The organism is Dietzia sp. 179-F 9C3 NHS, assembly GCF_045369825.1.
GTDB lineage: Bacteria > Actinomycetota > Actinomycetes > Mycobacteriales > Mycobacteriaceae > Dietzia.
On sequence record NZ_JBIQES010000002.1, the window covers coordinates 395896 to 416265 of the forward strand.

The 20370-nt window shown below is 73.8% G+C and carries 17 protein-coding genes; 5 read left to right on the forward strand and 12 right to left on the reverse strand.

Annotated features, from left to right (window positions below; genetic code table 11):
* Window positions 1-30: 30 nt before the first annotated feature.
* The 6 genes from ACH0BZ_RS04205 to ACH0BZ_RS04230 form a co-directional block, all read right to left on the reverse strand.
* Window positions 31-1221, reverse strand: a complete 1191-nt coding sequence (locus ACH0BZ_RS04205; protein WP_406896702.1) for a cobalamin-independent methionine synthase — start codon at window positions 1219-1221, stop codon at window positions 31-33.
* Complete coding sequence (gene mnmA / locus ACH0BZ_RS04210) at window positions 1218-2366, reverse strand: tRNA 2-thiouridine(34) synthase MnmA (RefSeq protein WP_406896703.1); 1149 nt, start codon at window positions 2364-2366, stop codon at window positions 1218-1220. Before mnmA ends, ACH0BZ_RS04205 begins: the two co-directional genes overlap by 4 nt.
* Entirely contained in the window at window positions 2363-3544 is a 1182-nt protein-coding gene (locus tag ACH0BZ_RS04215) for a cysteine desulfurase family protein (RefSeq protein ID WP_406896704.1), read from the reverse strand. The genes mnmA and ACH0BZ_RS04215 overlap by 4 nt, the downstream gene beginning before the upstream one ends.
* 127 nt (window positions 3545-3671) lie before the next feature.
* A complete protein-coding gene (locus ACH0BZ_RS04220) occupies window positions 3672-4622 on the reverse strand; it encodes an electron transfer flavoprotein subunit alpha/FixB family protein (RefSeq protein ID WP_406896705.1) in 951 nt (316 codons plus the stop codon).
* Between the two features lie 49 nt (window positions 4623-4671).
* On the reverse strand, window positions 4672-5457 hold the full coding sequence (locus tag ACH0BZ_RS04225) for an electron transfer flavoprotein subunit beta/FixA family protein (protein ID WP_406896706.1): 786 nt from the start codon (window positions 5455-5457) through the stop codon (window positions 4672-4674).
* Window positions 5458-5583: 126 nt separating this feature from the next.
* Window positions 5584-7215, reverse strand: coding sequence for an AMP-binding protein (locus tag ACH0BZ_RS04230; protein ID WP_406896707.1), 1632 nt, complete (start codon window positions 7213-7215; stop codon window positions 5584-5586).
* A 208-nt stretch (window positions 7216-7423) separates the two neighbouring features.
* Here ACH0BZ_RS04230 and ACH0BZ_RS04235 point away from each other — a divergent pair, with 208 nt between their 5' ends.
* Window positions 7424-8809 (forward strand): PQQ-binding-like beta-propeller repeat protein, encoded by a 1386-nt coding sequence (locus ACH0BZ_RS04235; protein WP_406896708.1) that lies wholly within the window; start codon window positions 7424-7426, stop codon window positions 8807-8809.
* Here ACH0BZ_RS04235 and ACH0BZ_RS04240 read toward each other — a convergent pair.
* Genes ACH0BZ_RS04240 through ACH0BZ_RS04250 form a run of 3 tightly spaced genes read right to left on the reverse strand, consistent with a single transcriptional unit; the run spans window position 8800 to window position 11608 of the window.
* Complete coding sequence (locus ACH0BZ_RS04240; protein ID WP_406896709.1) at window positions 8800-10032, reverse strand: THUMP-like domain-containing protein; 1233 nt, start codon at window positions 10030-10032, stop codon at window positions 8800-8802. The genes ACH0BZ_RS04235 and ACH0BZ_RS04240 overlap by 10 nt on opposite strands.
* Before the next feature lie 11 nt (window positions 10033-10043).
* Window positions 10044-10769 carry an NUDIX hydrolase gene (locus tag ACH0BZ_RS04245; RefSeq protein WP_406896710.1) on the reverse strand — a complete coding sequence of 242 codons (726 nt, stop codon included), beginning with the start codon at window positions 10767-10769 and terminating at the stop codon, window positions 10044-10046.
* Window positions 10766-11608 carry an ABC transporter ATP-binding protein gene (locus ACH0BZ_RS04250; protein WP_406896711.1) on the reverse strand — a complete coding sequence of 281 codons (843 nt, stop codon included), beginning with the start codon at window positions 11606-11608 and terminating at the stop codon, window positions 10766-10768. Before ACH0BZ_RS04250 ends, ACH0BZ_RS04245 begins: the two co-directional genes overlap by 4 nt.
* 153 nt (window positions 11609-11761) lie before the next feature.
* On the opposite strand from ACH0BZ_RS04250, the gene ACH0BZ_RS04255 reads away from it, so the two are divergent.
* Window positions 11762-13780 (forward strand): maltotransferase domain-containing protein, encoded by a 2019-nt coding sequence (locus ACH0BZ_RS04255; protein ID WP_406896712.1) that lies wholly within the window; start codon window positions 11762-11764, stop codon window positions 13778-13780.
* Window positions 13781-13791: 11 nt separating this feature from the next.
* A complete protein-coding gene (gene glgB, locus ACH0BZ_RS04260; RefSeq protein ID WP_406896713.1) occupies window positions 13792-16287 on the forward strand; it encodes a 1,4-alpha-glucan branching protein GlgB in 2496 nt (831 codons plus the stop codon).
* A 50-nt stretch (window positions 16288-16337) separates the two neighbouring features.
* Here glgB and ACH0BZ_RS04265 read toward each other — a convergent pair whose 3' ends face one another.
* Together ACH0BZ_RS04265 and ACH0BZ_RS04270 are read right to left on the reverse strand one after the other, a co-directional pair.
* On the reverse strand, window positions 16338-17282 hold the full coding sequence (locus ACH0BZ_RS04265) for a tetratricopeptide repeat protein (protein ID WP_406896714.1): 945 nt from the start codon (window positions 17280-17282) through the stop codon (window positions 16338-16340).
* Between the two features lie 91 nt (window positions 17283-17373).
* The gene (locus tag ACH0BZ_RS04270; protein ID WP_406896715.1) at window positions 17374-18570 is read right to left on the reverse strand and encodes an acetyl-CoA C-acetyltransferase; all 1197 of its coding nucleotides are present in this window, start codon (window positions 18568-18570) and stop codon (window positions 17374-17376) included.
* Window positions 18571-18668: 98 nt separating this feature from the next.
* Here ACH0BZ_RS04270 and mce point away from each other — a divergent pair, with 98 nt between their 5' ends.
* Together mce and ACH0BZ_RS04280 are read left to right on the forward strand one after the other, a co-directional pair.
* The gene (mce, locus tag ACH0BZ_RS04275; protein ID WP_406896716.1) at window positions 18669-19139 is read left to right on the forward strand and encodes a methylmalonyl-CoA epimerase; all 471 of its coding nucleotides are present in this window, start codon (window positions 18669-18671) and stop codon (window positions 19137-19139) included.
* 35 nt (window positions 19140-19174) lie between these two features.
* Window positions 19175-20086 carry a hypothetical protein gene (locus ACH0BZ_RS04280; protein ID WP_406896717.1) on the forward strand — a complete coding sequence of 304 codons (912 nt, stop codon included), beginning with the start codon at window positions 19175-19177 and terminating at the stop codon, window positions 20084-20086.
* On the opposite strand, the gene ACH0BZ_RS04285 is transcribed toward ACH0BZ_RS04280, so the two are convergent.
* Complete coding sequence (locus ACH0BZ_RS04285) at window positions 20067-20369, reverse strand: ATP/GTP-binding protein (protein WP_406896718.1); 303 nt, start codon at window positions 20367-20369, stop codon at window positions 20067-20069. The two genes, ACH0BZ_RS04280 and ACH0BZ_RS04285, sit on opposite strands and share 20 nt — an antisense overlap.
* Window position 20370: the final 1 nt, after the last annotated feature.

Below are 20370 nucleotides of genomic sequence, written 5' to 3' on the forward strand. Positions count from 1 at the left end.
CCCGGCGGGCCGAGTCCCGGACCCCGGGGGCTACTCGGCGGCCGGCGGGGTCGCCTCCGCCACCCGCCGCACGGCCGCGAGGGCCGCAACAGCGTCCTCCCGACCCGTGGTCACTTCCCCGGCGGTCGGGGTGAGCACCAGCCGGTCCAGGGACGCGCAGCGGGACGCGGCCAGGCGGTCGAGCAGGTCGAGTACGCCGACCGCGGCGTGCTCGACCTCCGAACCCGTGCGGGGCGTCCGGCCCCCTCCGGGCAGCCCCTCGAGGTGGAGTAGCCGGCCGTCCCCGAGGACCGTGCCGGCCGCGTCGAGTGCGGCGTGGGCGGCGGCGCGCGCGGCGTCGGGGGTGGCGGGGTCCACCTCACGTTGGCCGACGCCGGGCGCACCGGAGCCGGGCGCTCGGAGGGTCGCCGCCGGGACGCACAGTCCGTCGAGCGGTGTCTCCCCGCGCGGGGGCTCGGAGACGACCTCCCACCTCGCGGGCGCCTCCGGCCCTGCCCCGCCGGGCGCGCGCACGAGAACTTCGGCGACGCCCGCCGTGCGCAGGGCGTCGGCGAACCGGCAGAGCGAGAGGGAGAGCTGTTCGGCGGGGACGGCCGGGACGGGGTCGAAGCGGCTCGGGCCCGCGACGGTCCCGGCGGCGACGTGCCAGAGCCGGGGCTCGTCGAGCAGGATCCGCGCCCCCGCCCCGAGCCGGCCCCCCAGCCGGCCGGCGTACGCGGCCGCGCCCTCGGCGAGCGAGGCGGCGAGGTCGCGGCGCGCCCCGCGATCGGTGAGCACGGGCATCCCGCCGGGCAGCTCGAGGCGCGCCGCCAGCGACCACGGGCCCAGGACCCGCACCTGCAGGCGCCGCTCGGTAGGGCGCACCGGTTCCTGTCCTGCCCGTCCCCGCCCTTCGCGGGCCAGGTCCCGGTCCACGGTCACACCGCGGGCGATCTCGTCGGCCTCCTCCAATGCGTCGGCGTCCCGGTCGAGCAGGTCCGCGGCGCGGCGAGCCGGACGACCCACGGACCCGGCCAGGCGCCAGCCGCGCGTCGAGACGTCCAGCGGGAGGTCGGCGAGCATCGCGCCGGTCCGTCCCACCGCGTCGGCGCCGATGCCGCGGTCGGCCAGCTCGGGCAGGAACGGCAGGCGGGGGCACTCGCCCATCACGATCCGGGCGGCCTCGCGGGCGTCGGTGCCGGACAGCGGGCCGGGGCCGGTGTGGCCGACGGTCGGGGTCACGCCGGGCCCCTCGCGGCGGGCCGGTCCGCCGGGCTGCGGGTGGCGGTGATGGTGCCGCTGCCCAGGACCCGGTCGCCGCCGGGCTCCGGGCGGTAGAGCACCGCCGCCTGTCCCGGCGCGACGCCGCGGGCCGGGCGGTCGAGGAGGATCTCGAGTCGCTCCTCCGGTCCGTCCCCCACCCGGCGCACACGGCCCGGGGTGGCCTCGCCGTGGGCCCGGATCTGTACATGGCAGTCGGTCTCGCGGAGATCGTCGTCGACGAGCCAGTACGGTCGGGACGCCGTCATGGACGTCACGAGCAGGTGGTCGGCTCCGCCCACGGTGACGGTGCCGCTGTCGGCGTCGATGCCGGTGACGTACCGCGGCCGGCCGTCGGGAGCCGGGCCGGCCACGCCCAGCCCCTTGCGCTGGCCGATGGTGAAGCCGTGGACGCCCTCGTGGCGGGCGAGCTCGTCGCCGGTGTCGGCATCAACCACGGCGCCGGGCCGCACGCCGATCCGGGCGCCGAGGAATGCCCGGGTGTCGCCGGAGGGGATAAAGCAGATGTCGTGGCTGTCCGGCTTGGACGCCACGGGCAGCCCGGCGGCCTCGGCCTCCGCGCGCACCTGGGACTTCGGCGAGTCGCCGAGCGGGAACAGCGAGTGCGCGAGCTGCTCGGGGGTGAGCACACCGAGCACGTAGGACTGGTCCTTGTCGGCGTCCACGGCGCGCCGCAGGACCGGCCGCGCGGCGCCGTCCGGGCCGGTCTCGGTGGACAGGCGGGCGTAGTGGCCGGTGGCCACGGCGTCGAAGCCCAGCGCGATTCCTCGCTCGAGCAGGGCCTCGAACTTGATGCGTTCGTTGCAGCGCAGGCACGGGTTGGGCGTCTCGCCCCGGGCGTAGGAGTCCACGAAGTCGTCGATGACGTCGGCGCGGAAGCGCTCGGCGAAGTCCCACACGTAGAACGGGATCCCCAGCAGGTCCGCGACCCGGCGGGCGTCCCCGGCGTCCTCGCGGGAGCAGCAGCCACGCGATCCGGTACGCAGCGTGGCGGGGTCGGCGCTCAGGGCCAGGTGGACGCCCACGACGTCGTGGCCAGCGGCCACCGCGCGGGCGGCGGCGACGGCCGAGTCCACGCCCCCGCTCATGGCGGCCAGCACCCTCACGAGCGCGCCATCCCCAGGCCCGCGGTGCGGGCCCGTTCGGCGGCGGGCCCCAGAGCGGCGATCGCGGCGTCCACGTCCCCCTCAGTGGTGGTGTGGCCGAGGCTCAGGCGGAGGCTGCTCCGCGCGGCCGCCTCGTCGGCCCCGAGCGCGAGCAGCACGTGGCTCGGCTCGGCGACTCCGGCCGTGCAGGCCGAACCCGTCGAGCACTCCACGCCGGCGGCGTCGAGCAGGAGGATGAGAGATTCGCCGGAACAGCCGGGGAAGGTGAGGTTGGCGATGCCGGGCAGGCGCTCGCCGCCCCCGTTGGCCACCGCATCCGGGACGGCCGCGCGCACCCCCGCGACCAGTCGGTCGCGCAGCGCGGACAGGCGACGCGCCTCGGCGTCCATGTCGCGCACCGCCTCGTCGAGGGCGACGGCCATGGCCACCACGCCGGGGACGTTGACCGACCCCGACCGTACGTCCCGCTCCTGACCGCCGCCGAAGCCGGTCGGCAGGCAGTCCGCTCCCCGGTCCAGCAGGAGCGCGCCCACACCGTGGGGGCCGCCGAACTTGTGCGCCGACAGACTCAGCGAGGTCACGCCGAGTGCCGCGAAATCCACGGGAACGTGGCCCACGGCCTGCACGGCGTCGGTGTGGACGGCGGCGCCGACGGCGCGGGCGGCGTGCGCCACGGCGGGCACGTCGGCGAGGGTCCCGAGCTCGTTGTTCGCGAGCATCGCCGCGACCAGCCCGAGCCGGTCCCCCACCTCCCCGGCGAGCTCGCGGACCCCGTCGGCGGTGACGGCGCCCCGGTCGTCCACGGGCAGGACCCGCACGTCGCGGCTCCCGCCCCGCTCGGTCGCGAGGTGCGCCGCGGCGTCGAGTACGGAGTGGTGCTCGGTCGGCCCCACGGCGACGACGTCGCGGTCGGCCGCGGCCACCTGGCCGAGTACGGCGAGGTTGTCCGCCTCGGTCCCCCCGGAGGTGAAGACGACCTCGGACGGGCGACAACCGAGGTGGCCGGCGATCGACTCGCGCGCCTCCTCGACCCGCCGGCGGGCCCGTCGACCGGCGCCGTGGAGGGAGGAGGCGTTGCCGACCTGCGCGGCCGCCTCGGCGAAGGCGGCGACCGCCGCCGGCCGCATCGGGGTGGTCGCGGCGTGGTCCAGGTAGTGCACGGTGCGCATCGTGGGCATGACGTGGGCAAGGATACGCCCACGCCCCACGCGTCACGGAATCGCAGGTGCCGCCGGTCGGGCCCCGGACGCACAGGACCCCGGCACCGCGCGGGTGCCGGGGTCCGGGTAGCGCTGGTCGCGCGGCTCACTTGCGGGCGTTGACCGCCTCGGTGAGCTGCGGAGCGACGTTGAACAGGTCGCCGACGATGCCGTAGTCCGCGATCTCGAAGATCGGGGCCTCCTCGTCCTTGTTGACGGCGACGATCGTCTTGGACGTCTGCATGCCGGCGCGGTGCTGGATGGCGCCGGAGATACCCAGGGCGATGTAGAGCTGCGGCGAGACCGTCTTACCGGTCTGGCCGACCTGGAACTGACCCGGGTAGTAGCCCGAGTCGACGGCGGCGCGCGAGGCACCGACGGCGGCCTTGAGCGAGTCGGCGAGCGGCTCGACGACCTTCTCGAAGTTCTCGGCCGAACCGACACCGCGGCCGCCGGAGACGACGATGGTCGCCTCGGACAGCTCTGGGCGGTCGCCGCCCACGACGGGCTTGCGGGCCGTGATCCGGGCGGCGTTCTCGGGCTCGGGGACCTCGACGGCGACGACCTCGCCGGCGCCCTCGGCGGGCTCGGCCTCGACAGCGCCCGGGCGGACGACGTAGACGGGGCAGTCGCCACTCACGGTGGCGTCGACGGTGAACGCCCCGCCGAAGATCGAGTGGACACCCGTGCCGTCCTGCTTGATGTCGATGATGTCGCAGAGGATGCCGGAGCCGGTGCGGGCGGCCAGGCGGCCACCGACCTCCTTGCCCTCGCTGGTCGCCGCGAGGACCACCGCGGCGGCGCCCTGCTCAGCCAGGCCGGCGAGGACGTCGACCTTGGGGGCCACGAGGTAGTTCTGGACGTTGTCGCCCTCGGCGGCGTAGATCTTCTCCGCGCCGCCCGCCTTGAGCTCGGCGGCAAGGGACTCGGCGGTCCCGGTCTCGCCGAACACGACGGCGGAGGGCTCGCCCAGCGCACGCGCGGCGGTGAGCAGCTCGAGGGTGGCCTTCTTCAGTTCGCCGTCGACATGCTCGACCGCGACGAGGACTTCAGCCATGGTGGATTCTCCTTGAAAAGTCTGAAGGTGGGAGTCGGTCAGCTCGGGATCAGATGATCTTCTGCGCGACGAGGTACTTGGCGATGTCGTTGCCGCCCTCGCCCTCGTCGGTGATCTTCTCGCCGGCCTCGCGCGGAGGCTTGGGGGTGACGCCGGTGACCGTCGAGGCCGCGTTCTCGACGCCGACCTGCGCGCCCTCGACATTGATGTCGGACAGCGCGATGGTCTCGATCGGCTTCTTCTTGGCGGCCATGATTCCCTTGAAGGAGGGGAACCGCGGCTCGTTGATCTTCTCGGACACCGAGACGACGCACGGCAGCGACGCCTCGACGTCGAAGAAGCCCTCGTCGGTCTCCCGCTCTCCCTTGGCCACACCGTCGGCGATCTCGAGCGACTTCATGTGCGTGAGCTGCGGCAGGCCCAGGTACTCGGCGATGATCGCCGGCACGGCGCCCATCCGGCCGTCCGAAGCCTCGTTGCCACAGATGACCAGCTCGGTGCCCTCGATGGTGCCGAGGGCGTTGGCCAGCGTCCACGCCGTCTGGACGACGTCCGAACCACCGACGGCATCGTCGACGATGTGCACGGCCTTGTCCGCGCCCATGGACAGCGCCTTACGGATGGCCTCGGTCGCGCGGGCGGGTCCGGCGGTGAGGATCGTCACCTCTCCCCCGTCGGCCTCCTTGATCTGGAGCGCCTGCTCGACGGCGCGCTCGTTGATCTCGTCCAGCACGGCGTCCGCGGCCTCGCGGTCGAGGGTGTGGTCACCGTCCTCGAGCTTCTTGTCGGACTCGTAGTCCGGAACCTGCTTGATCAGTACGACGATGTTCGTCATGGGCCTGCGTCGACCTCCTGCGAGTCGGGGCTGGGTGCGGTCCGTCCATCCTTACCGGTCGCACCGGATTTGGTCCTGCGATCCAGAATAGCGGGCCGCCGACGGCGACCCGGGGGGCGGGGGCGGTCAGTTGATCCGCTTCTCCCACCCCGCCCACGCGGCGTCCCGCAGCTCGTTCTTGCGGACCTTCCCGGTCGAGGTCCGGGGCAGGGCCGTGGTGAGCTCCACGGCTCCGGGCACCTTGTAGCGGGCGATCTTGGTGCGGCAGTGCTCGATCACGCCGGCCTCGTCGAGCGTGGAGCCGGGACGGACCACCACGTAGGCCTTGGGACGCTCGCCCCACTTCTCGTCGGGCATCGAGACGACGGCACAGTCCACGACATCCGGGTGGGACACGACGGCCTGCTCGACCTCGATGGTCGAGATGTTCTCGCCGCCGGAGACCACGACGTCCTTCGCGCGGTCGAGAAGCTGGACGTAACCGTCCGGGTGCATCACCCCGAGGTCGCCGGAGTGGAACCAGCCGCCCGCGAACGCGGTCGCAGTGGCCTCCTCGTCCCGGAAGTAGCCCTTCATCACGCCGTTGCCGCTCATCACGACCTCGCCCATCGTCACGCCGTCGGCGGGCACGTCGACGAGGTGCCCCTCGCCCGCGGCGGTGCGCTCGACCACGCGCACGGTGTCGGCGTGGATCATCGACACGCCCTGGCGCGACTTGAGCGCGGCCCGCTCCTCCGGGTCCAGCTCCGCCCACTCCGGCTGCGGGACGCACTCGGTGTACGGGCCGTAGGTCTCGGTGAGCCCGTAGACCTGCGTGACGTCGATCCCCAGTTCCTCGAAGCGGCGCAGGATGGTCGGCGATGGCGGGGCACCGGCGGTGATCATCCGGATCCCCTCGGTCGGCCGGGCCGCCGGGTCGTCGGCGATCGTCGTGAGGACGGCCGGGGCGCCGGCGAGGCGGTTGATTCCTTCTTCCTCGAAAAGCCGCCAGATGTCGTCACCGCGCACGGCCCGCAGGCACACGTGGGTGCCCATCGCGCCGGTGAGGGCCCACCCCGTGCACCACCCGTTGCAGTGGAACATCGGCAGGGTCCACAGGTAGCGGGAGTCGGAGTCGAGAGCCTGGGTGACGATCTCCCCGAGGGAGTTGAGGTACGCGCCGCGGTGGGTGTACATGACGCCCTTAGGGCGGCCGGTGGTCCCGGAGGTGTAGTTGACGGCGATGACGGCGTCCTCGTCCTCGACCGCCCACGGCAGCGGCGTGGGCGAGGCCAGCTCGAGTTCCTCCTCGAGCGCCTCGGCCTTCGATCCGAAACGCGACGGGTCGGGCTGGGTGCCATCGGCGTCGGGCGCCACGAGGATGCAGCGCAGCGACGGCGGGACCTCGTCACCGAGGCCGGCGAGGAGCTCCGCGTCGGCGATGAGCACCTCGAAGCCGGCGTGGTCGGCGATGTAGGCGATCTCGGCGGGCGCCAGACGGGTGTTGAGCGCGACCACCGCGCCGCCCGCGAGCGGCACCGCGAACTGCGCGAGCAGCGCTTCCGCTGAGTTGGGGGCGAGCACTCCCACCCGGTCGCCGCGACTCACGCCGCGCGTCCGCAGCAGCGCGGCCAGCCGTGTCGCGCGGTCGGCGAACTCGGCGTAGGTCCAGCGCCGGGGGCCGTCCACCACGGCCGTCGCGGCGGGATGGATCCGGGCGGCGCGGCCTAGGAAGGCCAGCGGTGTCAGTGCGGTGTCGAGTCCGGAGTTCGCTGTCATCGCGGGTTCGCCTCTCGTATCGCGGGGCCGCCTCACGACGGCCGTGATGCCGCTCACGGTAGTCCCGGCGGGCGGACAGCCGTCGCCGTTCGCGTCGGGTTCGCCCCCGGGCCCGCTCCGCCGTCCGCGCCCTCACCGGGGCGTCGGCGAGGGCGCGGCGGAGGCCCGGACTACGATCTGGCGTGATGAACAGCGGGAAGGGGTCCGGGTGAGACGGGGACAGGGACGACGGCCCGGGCGCTCGGCGCGTCCGGTCGGTCGCCGTGCCGCCGTGCCCGCCCTGCTCGTCGCCGCGCTGGTCTCCGGGTGCACGTCCCACACCGAGAGCGGGGACTCACGTCTCCCCCAGGCCGAGAGCTGGTCGTCGGTGACCGGTGGTCCCGCGAACCCCGGCCGCGCCCACGCCCCGGTGAGCGACGAGCCCGAACTGTTGTGGTCCCGTACGCTCGGTGCGCCGCTCTCGGGCGTGGCCAGCTCGGACGGGATCGGCACGACCTACCAGGCGACCATCTCCGAGCGTGGCTGCAACCTCTTCGCGCTCACCTCCGAGGACGGACGCAAGCGGTGGTGTAGCCGACTGCCCACCGAGGGGCCGCGCATCACCGCCACCGTCGACGGGCGCGGGTACACGTTCATCCCGCAGTACGGGGGCGTCGGCGCGCTGGCCCCGGAGGGCGAGATGCGGTGGTTCCAACCTATCCAGGGCATCCCCACCACGATCACCCTGCTGGACAACCGCACACTGCTGATGATCTCCCACCTCGGGATCGCCCGGGCCGTCAACGCGCACACGGGCCTCGACGCCTCCGCGGCCACGCCGCTGGCCGGGGAGATCGCCGCGTCGGACCCGGCGTTCGGCGTCGTCTGGTGCGCCACCGGCGAGCGCGGGTGTCCCGTCCCCGGCCCTGCCGCCGTGGACACCGCGTCGGGCACCTTCTACCTCACCGCATGGCGACCCGGGCGCGCGGTACCGGAGCTGGTCGCGGCCCGGTTCAACCCGGGTGGCCGCGGGCACTTCGAGGTCCTGTGGCGCACCGAGCTCCCGGACGGCCGACTGGGGACGCCGGTGGTGCTCTCCGACGACGGCACCGAGGTGTACGCGCACGCCGCGGACGGCACCCTGCACGGCTACGCGACCGACGACGGCGCGGTCCGGTGGTCCGCGCCCCTGGGATACGAGCCGGACACCCCGCCCGCCCTGCTCCCCGACGGCACCCTCGTCGCGGGCGGCCGGACCACCACGATCTGGCGGGGGCGCAGCGACGAGCACGCCGACGACGCCGGCCCCGCCCCGGTCGTCGCGATCCGCGGGGAGGACGGGCGCGGCCACGAGGTCTGGCGGCGCGACGACCTACGCCAGCTCACCAACCCGGTCGCCACCGAGAACGGCCGGGTCGTGGTGGCCGTGCGCTCGGACGCCGGCGAGGGCGACGAACCCGGCGTGGCCGTGCACCTGCTCGACGGCGGCGACGGCCACACCGTCCACTCCTTCGTCGTCCCCGCCGCCACCGGCCCCGTGTCGGGCCTGAGCGTGGACGCCGACGGGCGGATCGCGGTGTCCACCGCGATGGGTGCCGTCTACGTCTACGGCTGACCCGCCGCCGGCCCGGCGTCGGCCGTGCGCGGGCCGCACACGAACACGACCGCCGCCCTGTCGATCCGGGTCACCACCAGCGCGAGCGGCCGGGCCCCGCGCAGTCCGAGCGACCTGCGCAGCGCGTCCGGGTCCACGTCCACGCCACGGACGAGGATCTCGAGCGAGCCGCAGTCCCGCTCTCGGAGCGCCCGGCGCAGCTCCTTGCGGTCCAACCGGTGCCTGGCCAGGACCTCGAACCCGGTGTGACCGGGCGGGAGGGACGGGCCGGTGAGGTGGGCGATCCGCGGGTCGAGCTGGCGGAGACCGTGGCGACGGGCCCAGTGCCGGACGAGGCCGGCCCGGACTATCGCGCCGTCCGGGTCCACGAGGAAGCGGTCCGCCTCGGGGAGTGCGTCCACCTCGTCGTCGTCGATGTCGGTCACCTCCTCCACATGGACCTCGAGCCCCTCCCCCGTGAGCCGCGGCGGACCCCAGTGCCCGGGAGCGCCGGCCGGGCCGGTGCGGACGACGGTCGCCCGCCGGGCCACCGGGCCCGAGAGCCCCGGGGACCAGAGGCACGCCTCGCGGACGGAGCCGTCGAGGGAGACCACCTCTACCTCCCCGGTGTAACCGAGCCCGGAGACGTCGAGGCCGGGCGCGCACTTGATCGCGTGGTCGCGGCCGCGCGCGGCAGCGAGCAGCGCCGGAAGGGGCGGGCTCAACCGCTCCGGGTCATGGATCCGCCGGCCCCCCGCCCGGCGCGCCGGGTCGGCCACGAGGACGGCGTCACGGCTCGGCGGGCGCAGCGCGTCGGCCACGCACACGAGCGCCCCGGGGACGTTGTGGGCGGCCATCCGCGCGCGGACCGGATCGAGGTCCGAGCCGACGACGCGGTCCGCGGTGGCCACCAGCTCGACGAGTTCGGCGCCCACCGAGCAGGTGACGTCGTGGACGTCGCGGCCGGCGAGGCGCCGCGCGCGCAGCGCCGCCACGGGCCACGCGGTGGCCTGCTGGACGGCCTCGTCGGTGAGCAGCAGACGGCCGGGCCCGCGGAGCCGACCCGCGGCGCGCCGCCGCGCGGTCACCACGTCGATCGCGGCCGCGGCGTGGACCGGGTCGGCCCGCCGGACCGCCTCCGTCGCGGCCACCAGAGCGCCGGACGAGAAGTCCTGCGCCGCGGCCACCGCGAGCAGCTCCGCCCCGGCGTCGGAGAGGAGGAAGTCCAGATCCTCGGGGGTCATCGGGCCCGCACCTAGTGGCCCTGGCCGACCACGGTCCGCTGGGTGGCCAGTATCTCGGCCACGTCCTCGGCGGCGGCGAGTTCGGCGAGCGTGGCGAGGGTGGGGCGCATCATGCCGAGGCGGCCGAGCGTGCCCGCGGTGGCGGCCTCGTCGGCCCGGATCCAGCCGGTGGCCCGGGCCTCGCTCGTGCCGCCGTCCGGGGTCTCGCCCTCGGGCAGGGCGGCCACGAAGAACAGGGTGTCGTAGCGCCGCGGCGGGCCGGGCGGCGTGGTCCAGCGGTCCCAGGGGCGCAGCAGGTGCGCCGCGAGGACCAACCCGTGGGCGGCCAGCAGGGAGTCCAGGTCGCCCTCCCCGGCGTCGAGGGCCACTCTCTCCTCCGTCCCGGGGCGCGTCACGGGCCCGTCGCCGGCCGGCTCGGCGAGCAGGACCCCGCTCTCCTCGAACAGCTCCCGCGCGACCCCGCGCACGGCGGCCGCGGCGCGGGCCGGTGTGACCCCGAAGCGCTCGGCCCACCAGTCGGGCCCGGGACCGCGCCACGGTCGGGTGCCCTCGTGGTCGCGGGGCTCGACGCCGCCGCCGGGGAAGACCGACATCCCCGCCGCGAACTGCATGGTGCCCACGCGGTGCTGGAGAAAGACCTCGACCCCGCCGCCGATCGCCGCGTCCCGCACGAGCGCGACCGTGGCCGCTTCACGGACGGGGACGTCCCCGGCGCGGTCGGTCCACGGGACGGTCACGGCCGTCGGTGCCGGCCGGAGCGCCGGGCCCGCCGCGCGAAGTACCGGCCGTCGATCGCGTCCACCACGATTCGTTGCGAGAACGCCGCGCTGAGGTTCTCCGACGTGATGACGTCCTCGATGAGCCCCATCGCCGTGACCCCGCCCTCGGCGAGGAGCATCGCGTGCGTGAAGCCCGGCGGGATCTCTTCCACGTGATGGGTGACGAGGACGGTGGCGGGCGCGTCCGGGTCCATCGCCATGTCGCCGAGGCGGGCCACCAGGTCCTCGCGACCCCCCAGGTCCAGGCCCGCTCCCGGCTCGTCGAGCAGCAGCAACTCGGGATCGGTCATCATCGCCCGCGCGATGAGCACCCGCTTGCGCTCGCCCTCGGACAGGGTCCCCCACGTCCGTTCGCGCAGGTGCTCGGCACCCATCGCCTCGAGCGTGTCGGCGGCTTGTTCGAGGTCCAGGTCGTCGTACTCCTCCCGCCAGCGGCCGAGCACGGAGTACCCGGCGGAGACGACGAGGTCCTGCACCACCTCGTCACCGGGGATCCGGCCCGCGAGCGCCGACGACGACAGGCCCACCCGGCTCCGCAGCTCCGTCACCTCGGTCCGTCCGAGCTGCTCCCCGAGGATCACCGCGGTCCCCGAGCTGGGGTACTCGAGCGCGGAGGCGATCCGCAGCAGCGAGGTCTTGCCCGCGCCGTTGGGGCCGAGCACCACCCACCTCTCGTCGAGCTCCACCTGCCACGTCACCGGACCCACCAGGGTCCGGCCCTCGCGGCGGAGCGAGACGTCGCGCAGGTCGAGGACGAGGTCGGGGTCGGGATCGATCACGGTGTGCACGGGGCCCATTCAACCCCGAATCGGGGAACAGGGGGCCAGGAACACGGGCCGGGGAGGTGGAGCAGGTGAACCGGAGGTGACGCGCCGACCCGAACTGCTCCGCTTCGCTAGCGTCGTGGGGGTAGCGCACGCCCGTGACACCGCCCACGCCGAGGAGTAGCCGTGAACGACCGCCTGGGAATCGACGACGTCCGCCCCCTGGTCTCCTGCGGGCGGTTCCCGTCCAAATCCGTGGTCGGCGAGATCGTGCCGATCTCCGCGACCGTGTGGCGCGAGGGCCACGACGCCCTCTCGGCGAGCCTGGTGGTCCGCCGCCCCGGCGGCGCGTCGTCGCGCACCACCATGGTCCCCGGGGCCGAGGCCGACACGGTCCACGCCCTTCTCCCCACCGACACCCCCGGCATGTGGTCCTTCCGCGTCGAGGCGTGGTCCGACCCCTTCGCCACGTGGAAGGACGGGATCGGCAAGAAGATGGACGCCGGCCAGGGCGCGGACGTGCTGGGCAACGAGTTCGAGGTGGGCGCGCGGGTCCTCGACGCCGGCGCCGCCCAGGCCTCGGCCGGCGGCGACACCGCGGGCGCCGAGCTGCTCTCCCGCGCGGCCGCCGCGCTGCGGGGTGGCGGCGACGCCCACGCGCGCACCGCGGTGGCCCTCTCCCCCGAGGTGACGGCCGCGATGGCCGCCCGCCCGGTCCGTGACCTCGTCACCGTGGGCCAGACCCACCGCGTGTGGGTGGACCGCCGCGAAGCCCAGTTCAGCTCGTGGTACGAGTTCTTCCCCCGCTCCACCGGCGGCTGGGACGAGCAGGGCCGGCCCGTGCACGGGACCTTCGCGACCTCGCGCACGCTCGTCGACCACGCCGCCGACATGGGCTTCGACGTGGTCTACCTGCCGCCGATCCACCCCATCGGCGAGATCAACCGCAAGGGCCGCAACAACACGCTCACCCCGGAGCCCCACGACGTCGGCTCGCCGTGGGCGATCGGCTCCGCCGACGGCGGCCACGACGCGGTCCACCCCGCGCTGGGCACGATCGAGGACTTCCGCGACCTCGTGGAGTACTCGGCCGACCGCGGCGTCGAGATCGCCCTGGACCTGGCGCTGCAGTGCGCGCCGGACCACCCGTGGGCGCAGGACCACCCCGAGTGGTTCACGGTCCTGCCGGACGGGCACATCGCCTACGCGGAGAACCCGCCCAAGAAGTACCAGGACATCTACCCGCTCAACTTCGACCTCGACCCGGAGGGCCTCTACACCGAGGTCCTGCGCGTCGTCCGCCTGTGGACCGGTCTCGGCGTCCGGATCTTCCGGGTGGACAACCCCCACACCAAGCCGGGCGACTTCTGGCACCGGCTCATCGGCGAGGTCAAGCGCACCGAACCGGACGTGCTGTTCCTCTCCGAGGCCTTCACCCGGCCCGCCCGCCTGTTCGGCCTGGCCAAGCGGGGCTTCTCGCAGTCGTACACCTACTTCACGTGGAAGACCACCAAGGCCGAGCTCGTGGAGTTCTGCGAACAGTTCCTCGCCCACGTGGACGAGTGCCGGCCCAACATGTTCACCAACACCCCGGACATCCTCCACGAGTCGCTGCAGCGCGGCGGCCCCGCGATGTTCGCCATCCGCGCGGCGCTGGCCGCCACGCTCTCCCCGGCGTGGGGCGTGTACTCCGGCTTCGAGCTCTACGAGTGGGAGCCCGTCGCCGAGGGCAGCGAGGAGTACCTCGACTCCGAGAAGTACGAACTGCGCCCCCGCGACTTCGCGGGCGCGGAGGCCGCCGGGCAGTCCCTGGCCCCGTGGCTGCGGGACCTCAACCGCATCCGCCGCGCGCACCCGGCCCTCCAGCAGCTCCGTACGCTGCGGTTCCACGAGGTCGACAACGACCGGATCATCGCGTACTCCAAGATCGACCCGGCCACGGGCGACTGCGTCCTCGCCGTCATCACCCTCGACTCCCACGGTGCCCAGGAGGGCACCCTCACGCTCGACATGGCGGCGCTCGGCTACGACGACGACGCGCAGTTCAGCGTCCACGACGAGGTCTCCGGCCGCGAGTTCCACTGGGGCCGCCGCAACTACGTGCGCCTCGAGCCGTGGTCGGCGGTCGCGCACATCGTGGCGGTCCCGCCGTGCGACGAAGCACGTAGGGTCGAACTAACCTACCGTACGCACATCGTGGAGTGAGGCTGACACTCATGGGAAAGCACCACAAGAAGGATCGCGACGCCCACGACGCCTCCGGGTCGGTCACCCCGTCCGGTACGAAGGCCAAGGGCGACAAGCCGGCCAGGGCCGGCAAGTCTGACAAAGCCCGCAAGGGCGGTAAGGCGACCACGGTCGGGAAGGCCGCCGAGGTCGGCACGACACTCGAGTCGGTCACGGCCGAGAAGGACCTCGCCTCGGCGCGGGTGAGCACCCCGGCCGTCGATACCGACGCCGTCTGGCGCACCCCCGAGGAGGCGGCCGCCGCGCCGGCGGACCGTCGGGCGATCGCATCCTCGTCGTCGTCACCCTCCCCCGTCGAGCTCTCCGCCGAGGACGTGGAGCGGCTGCGCTCCGGGACCCACCACGACCCCCACTCCGTCTACGGCGCGCACCGCGCCGGCTCCGGCTCGGTGGTGCGCACCATGCAGCCGGGCGCCGTGACCGTGGAGATCGACCTCGGCGACCGGACCGTGCCGATGGAGCCGCTCGGCGACGGGCTGTTCCACGCCGAGCTCCCGGACGCCGACGTCCCCGACTACCGCTACCGCGTGGCCTACCCCGACGGGCACTGCCGGACCGTCGCCGACGGTTACCGCTTCCTGCCCACCCTCGGCGAGGTCGACCTCCACCTCATCGGCGAGGGCCGCCACGAGCGGCTGTGGACCGTGCTCGGCGCGCACGTGCGGACCTACGACACCCCGAGCGGCCCGGTTACCGGCACCTCGTTCGCCGTGTGGGCCCCCAACGCCCGCGGCATCTCCGTGGTGGGTGACTTCTGCGGCTGGAACCCCACCGCCCTGCCCATGCGCAGCATCGGCTCCTCCGGCGTGTGGGAACTGTTCGTCCCCGGCGTCGAGGACGGCGCCACCTACAAGTACTGCGTCCGCGGCGCCGACGGCCGCACCGTCGACCACGCCGACCCTCTCGCGGTGGCCACCGAGGTGCCGCCCGCGACCGGCTCGAAGGTGTTCACGTCCGGGTACGAGTGGAACGACGACGAGTGGATGACCGCCCGGCCGACCCGCGACCACTCCCGGTCCCCCATGTCCGTCCTCGAGGTGCACGTCGGCTCCTGGCGGCCGGGTCTGGGGTACCGCGAGTTCGCGCACCAGCTGGCCGAGCACGTCGTGGAGAACGGCTTCACCCACGTCGAGCTCATGCCCGTCGCCGAGCACCCGTTCGGCGGCTCGTGGGGCTACCAGGTGTCCTCGTACTACGCGCCCACCAGCCGCTTCGGCTCGCCCGACGACCTGCGCTACGTGATCGACCACCTCCACTCCCACGGCATCGGCGTGCTCGTGGACTGGGTGCCCGCACACTTCCCCAAGGACGAGTGGTCGCTCGGCCGCTTCGACGGCACCGCCCTCTATGAACACCCCGACCCGCGCCGCGGCGAGCAGCCCGACTGGGGCACCTACGTCTTCGACTTCGGCCGGCACGAGGTCCGCAACTTCCTCGTGGCCAACGCCCTGTACTGGGCCGAGGAGTTCCACGTCGACGGCCTGCGCGTGGACGCCGTGGCCTCGATGCTCTACCTGGACTACTCCCGCGAGGCCGGCCAGTGGATCCCCAACCGCTACGGCGGCCGGGAGAATCTCGAGGCGATCTCGTTTCTCCAGGAGGTCAACGCCACTGTTCAGCGCGAGCACCCGGGTTTCCTCACAGTGGCCGAGGAGTCCACCTCGTGGGGTGGCGTGACCGCCCCCACCTCCTCCGGCGGGCTGGGCTTCTCCATGAAGTGGAACATGGGGTGGATGAACGACACCCTGCGCTACGTGGGACTCGACCCCATCTACCGCAGCTACCACCACAACGAGATCACCTTCTCGATGATGTACGCGTGGAGCGAGCGGTTCGTCCTCCCGCTGAGCCACGACGAGGTGGTGCACGGCAAGGGCTCCATGTGGCAGCGTATGCCCGGCTCCTCGTGGGAGCGCGCCGCCGGCCTGCGCGGCCTCTACGCCTACATGTGGGCGCACCCCGGCAAGAAGCTGCTCTTCCAGGGCCTGGAGTTCGGCCAGACCGGCGAGTGGAACGAGGAGGAGGGCGTCACCTGGTCCGACCTCGAGGGATGGGAGGGCGAGTACCACCGCGGCATCCTCGCCTCGGTGCGCGACATGAACGCGCGCTACGCCGAGAACCCCGCGCTGTGGGCCCTCGACGACGACCCGGCCGGCTTCTCCTGGATCGACGCCAACGACTCCGCCCACAGCGCGCTGTCGTTCCTGCGCACCGACCACTCCGGCAACAGCGTGGTCTGCGTGGTCAATTTCTCCGGCTCCACCCTGAGCGACTACCGCGTGGGACTGCCCGAGAGCGGGTTCTGGGAGGAGATCCTCAACACCGACGCCGAGTTCTACGAGGGCTCGGGCTCGGGCAACATGGGCGGTGTCCACGCGGAGGACACCTCGTGGCACGGTCGAGCGCACTCCGCGGCGATCACCGTGGGGCCGCGCGCCTGCGTGTGGCTCCGCCACACCCGCTGACCCGACGCCCGCCGGCCCCCGCGGAAGGAGCCTCTCGCGCCTCGTAAGGCTCAGTACAGAGCGCTCGCCAGATCCCGACGGGCGGCGAGCACGCGGGGATCGTCGCCCGGCAGCGCGTCGAGGAGCTCGAGCAGGCGCGTCCTCAGGGCCGCGCGGTCGTCGCCCGCGCTCACGCGGATCGCGTCCACGAGCACTCCGAACGCCGCCTCGTACTCGCCGGCCACGAGCGACCGGTCCGCGGCGCGCTGCGCGGCCGCCACGGTTCCCTCGGCGGAGTCGTCCCCCTCGGTCGCGCGGCGGGCTGCCTGGACGTAGCGCAGGGCCTCGAGCAGCGAATGATCACCCTGGCGTGCCTGCGCCAGGGCCGCGAAGCGCTCCTCCGCGGCGGCCAGGTCCCCGGCGGCCAGCGCCTGCTCGGCGGCGTCCCGCTCGGGATCGGCGGGCTCGGCGCCCTCCTCGCCGTGGCCCGCAGCCATTCCCTCCGGCGGGCCCTCGAGCTTGCCCTCGGTGGCCTGCAGCACCGCGCCGATCCATCCGCGCAGTGCCTCCTCGGGCTGGTCGCCCTCGAAGTCGGCGAGCGGGCGACCGCCGGCGACGGCCACCACCGTGGGGACGGCGCGTGCCTGGAAAGCCTGCGCGATCATCGGCGCCGTGTCGACGTCCACCGTCGCGTGGATCCACCGGCCACCCGCCTCCTCGGCGAGGGTGGCCAGGAGGGCGGTGAGCGGGGACGGTGCGCGCCGGGACATGAGTTCGACGACGACGGGGACCTGCGCCGACCGGAGCAGGACCTCCTGTTCGAACGAGGCCTCGTCCACGTCCACCTGCGTGACGGGCCCACCGCCAACCGCCCGCCCGGGGGCGCCGGCGTTCTTCTCTGCGTCGCGTCTGGCCTCCGCGCGCTTCTTCAGGCCCGTGAGGTCCACGGCGCCCGAGAGGGACGCCGCGAGACGCTGCTCGGCGGCGGACGGGGGTCGGTTACCTGGTCTGGTCACGCCCACGATCCTGCCACGGACACGGCCGACCCGCCCCCACCGGTGAGTGGGAACGGGCCGGACGTCAGCCGGCGCGGGCGCCGGCACGGGGTCACTTCTGCGCGGGCACCCGGATGATGAGCGCGTCGCCCTGGCCGCCGCCGCCGCACAGCGCGGCCGCGCCGACCCCGCCACCGCGGCGGGCGAGCTCGAGCGCGAGGGTCAGCACGACGCGGTTTCCGGACACGCCGATGGGGTGGCCGAGCGCGATCGCGCCACCGTTGACGTTGACCTTCTCCGGGTCCAGCCCGAGCTCCTTGGTGGCGTGGATGCCCACCGAGGAGAAGGCCTCGTTGAGTTCCACGAGGTCCAGGTCCCCGACCTTCAAGCCGGACTTGTCGAGGGCGTCGGCGATCGCGGCCGAGGGCTGGTGCTGCAGCGTCGAGTCCGGGCCGGCGACGGCGCCGTACTGCACGATCTCGGCGAGGATCGGCCACCCCTCCTTCTCGGCGCGCGCCTTGGAGGTGATGACGGTGGCGGAGGCACCGTCGGAGATCTGCGACGACGACCCTGCGGTGATGGTGCCGTCCTTGGCGAAGGCCGGGCGGAGCGAGGCCATCTGCTCGACGGTGGCGCCCTTGCGGAAGCCCTCGTCCTCCGAGACCACGGTGTCGCCCTTGCGGCCCTTGACCGTCACGGGGACGACCTCGTCGGCGAACTTCCCGTTCGCCCACGCGGCCTCGGCACGGTTGTGGCTGGTGACGGCGAACTCGTCCTGCGCCTCGCGGGTGATACCCAGCTCGGCGTTCCGCGACTCGGTGAGCGCACCCATCGGCTGATCGGTGACCACGTCGTGCAGCCCGTCGAACGCCATGTGGTCGAGGACCTCGATCGAGCCGTATTTGTAGCCGGCGCGGCTGTTGGGGAGGATGTGCGGCGCCTGCGACATCGACTCCTGGCCGCCGGCCACCACGACCTCGGCCTCGCCCGAGCGGATCATCTGGTCGGCGAGCGCGATCGCGGTGAGGCCGGACAGGCACATCTTGTTGATGGACAGGGCGTGGATCTTCTTGGGCAGCCCGGCCGCGATGAGCGACTGGCGGGCGGCCATTTGTCCGATGCCGGCCGCGAGGACCTGGCCCATGATGACGGCGTCGACGGCGTCATCCGACACGCCGCCCTTGTCCAGTGCGCCGCGGATCGCGATGCCGCCGAGCTCGGGGGCGCTCAAAGAAGACAGGCCGCCCATGAGCCGCCCGAACGGGGTGCGGGCACCGGAGACGATGACGGTGGTGTTCTCGTTGGTCATGAGCGTTCCTACCTCTGGGGGACGATGCGTGGGTGACACCGGGTGAATGGCGGATAACCCGAATGTACCGCGTAGCGGACGCGACTACCGTGTGTGTCATGACTACACCCACTTCCGCCGGTAGTGCACTCCCCTCGGACCTCGTCGTGGCGATCGACCACGTCGGCGTTGCCGTGCCCGACTTCGACGCCGCAGTGGCCTGGTACCGCGACACCCTCGGCATGGAGAACCTCCACGAGGAGGTCAACGAGGAGCAGGGCGTCCGGGAGGCCATGCTCGGCTGCCCGAACGGCCCGGAGGGCGGTGCGCTCATCCAGGTGCTCGCACCGCTCGACGAGTCCTCCACCATCGCCAAGTTCCTCGACCGCAACGGCCCCGGCCTGCAGCAGATGGCCGTGCGGGTCACGGACATCGACGCCGTGATGACCCACCTGGCCGGCCGCGGCGTGCGCGTCCTCTACCCCGAGCCCAAGCGGGGCACGGCGAACTCCCGGATCAACTTCGTCCACCCCAAGGACGCGGGCGGCGTCCTGCTCGAGCTCGTGGAGCCCGCGGCCGACGCGCACTGAGCGCCCGCTCCCCGATCCCCGCTACGCTGGATTCCATGTCCAGCATGAACACGCCCCCGGGCACAGCGGCGTCGTTCGCCGTCGTACGCAGGGGTTTCGACCGGGAACAGGTCACCGACGCGGTGTCCCGGCTCGAGGCCGAGGTCGTCCTCCTGCGCGCCGACCGCGACGCGGCGGTCGACCGGGCGGACCGGGCCACGGCCGACGCCGCGGCCGCCCGGAGCCGGGCCGAGACCCTCGAGGCCCGCGTCGACGAGCTCGGACGGGCCCCCGTGACGGCCGACCAGATGTCGGACCGGATGTCGACCATGCTCTCGCTGGCCACGACCGAGGCCGAGTCGGTCCGTGACGCGGCCCGCGAGGCCGCCGCGCGCATCCGCGCCGACGCGGAGGAGGAGGCCTGGCACCTCCGGGAGGACGCCCGCCGGGCGGCCGGCGCGGACCGGGAGACCGCGGCCGCCGAGCTCGCCGAGGTGCGCAACCGCGCCACCGCCGTCCGCGCCGAGCACGACGCCGTGCTGGCCGCCGCCCGTGGCCGCGCGGAGGAGATCGTCGCCGCCGCCCGGCGCGAGGCTTCCCGGCTCGACCACGAGGCGGCGCTGACGCGCGACCGCATCGACGAGGATCACCGCCTGGCCTCGGACGCGCGCCGGGCTGAAGCCCTCGACGAGGACCGCGAGCGACGTGAGGCCGCGACCGCCGCCGCCACCGCGACGACCCGCCGGGCCGAGGACGAGGCCCGCAGGATCGTCGAGGAGGCCCGGCGGGAGGCCGAGGCGACGGTCGCCCGGGCTCGCGAGCACGTGGAGCGGCTCCGCGGGATGCGCGAGGGGATCGTCGGCGAGCTCGCCGCGATCCGCGCCCGCCTCGAGCCGCTGCCCGGACGGGCCGACGCGCACGACCCCGACTTCCCCGACCCGCCGGAGTTCAACTCCAGCGGCGTGTGAGCCCCCGGCTGCCGCGCCCGGCCCAGCAGCCGGCATGCCAGTGTCGTCGTTCCTCTGCGCCACCGGGCCGGTCGGGCCAGGCCACCACGTGGGCTACACCCGCCCCCACCACGTGGTCGCAGCCCGGGCACCGGTAGTCCCGCCCGGCCCGCGACGCCGGGATGCGCCGGACGTGGTAGGAGTCCGGGTCGCCGGCGGGACCGGGCTCGAGCGCGGCGCCGCCCAGACCCTCGCGGCGGGCAGGGGACGGCCCCTGCGGGGCACGGCGATGACGGCGAGGCACC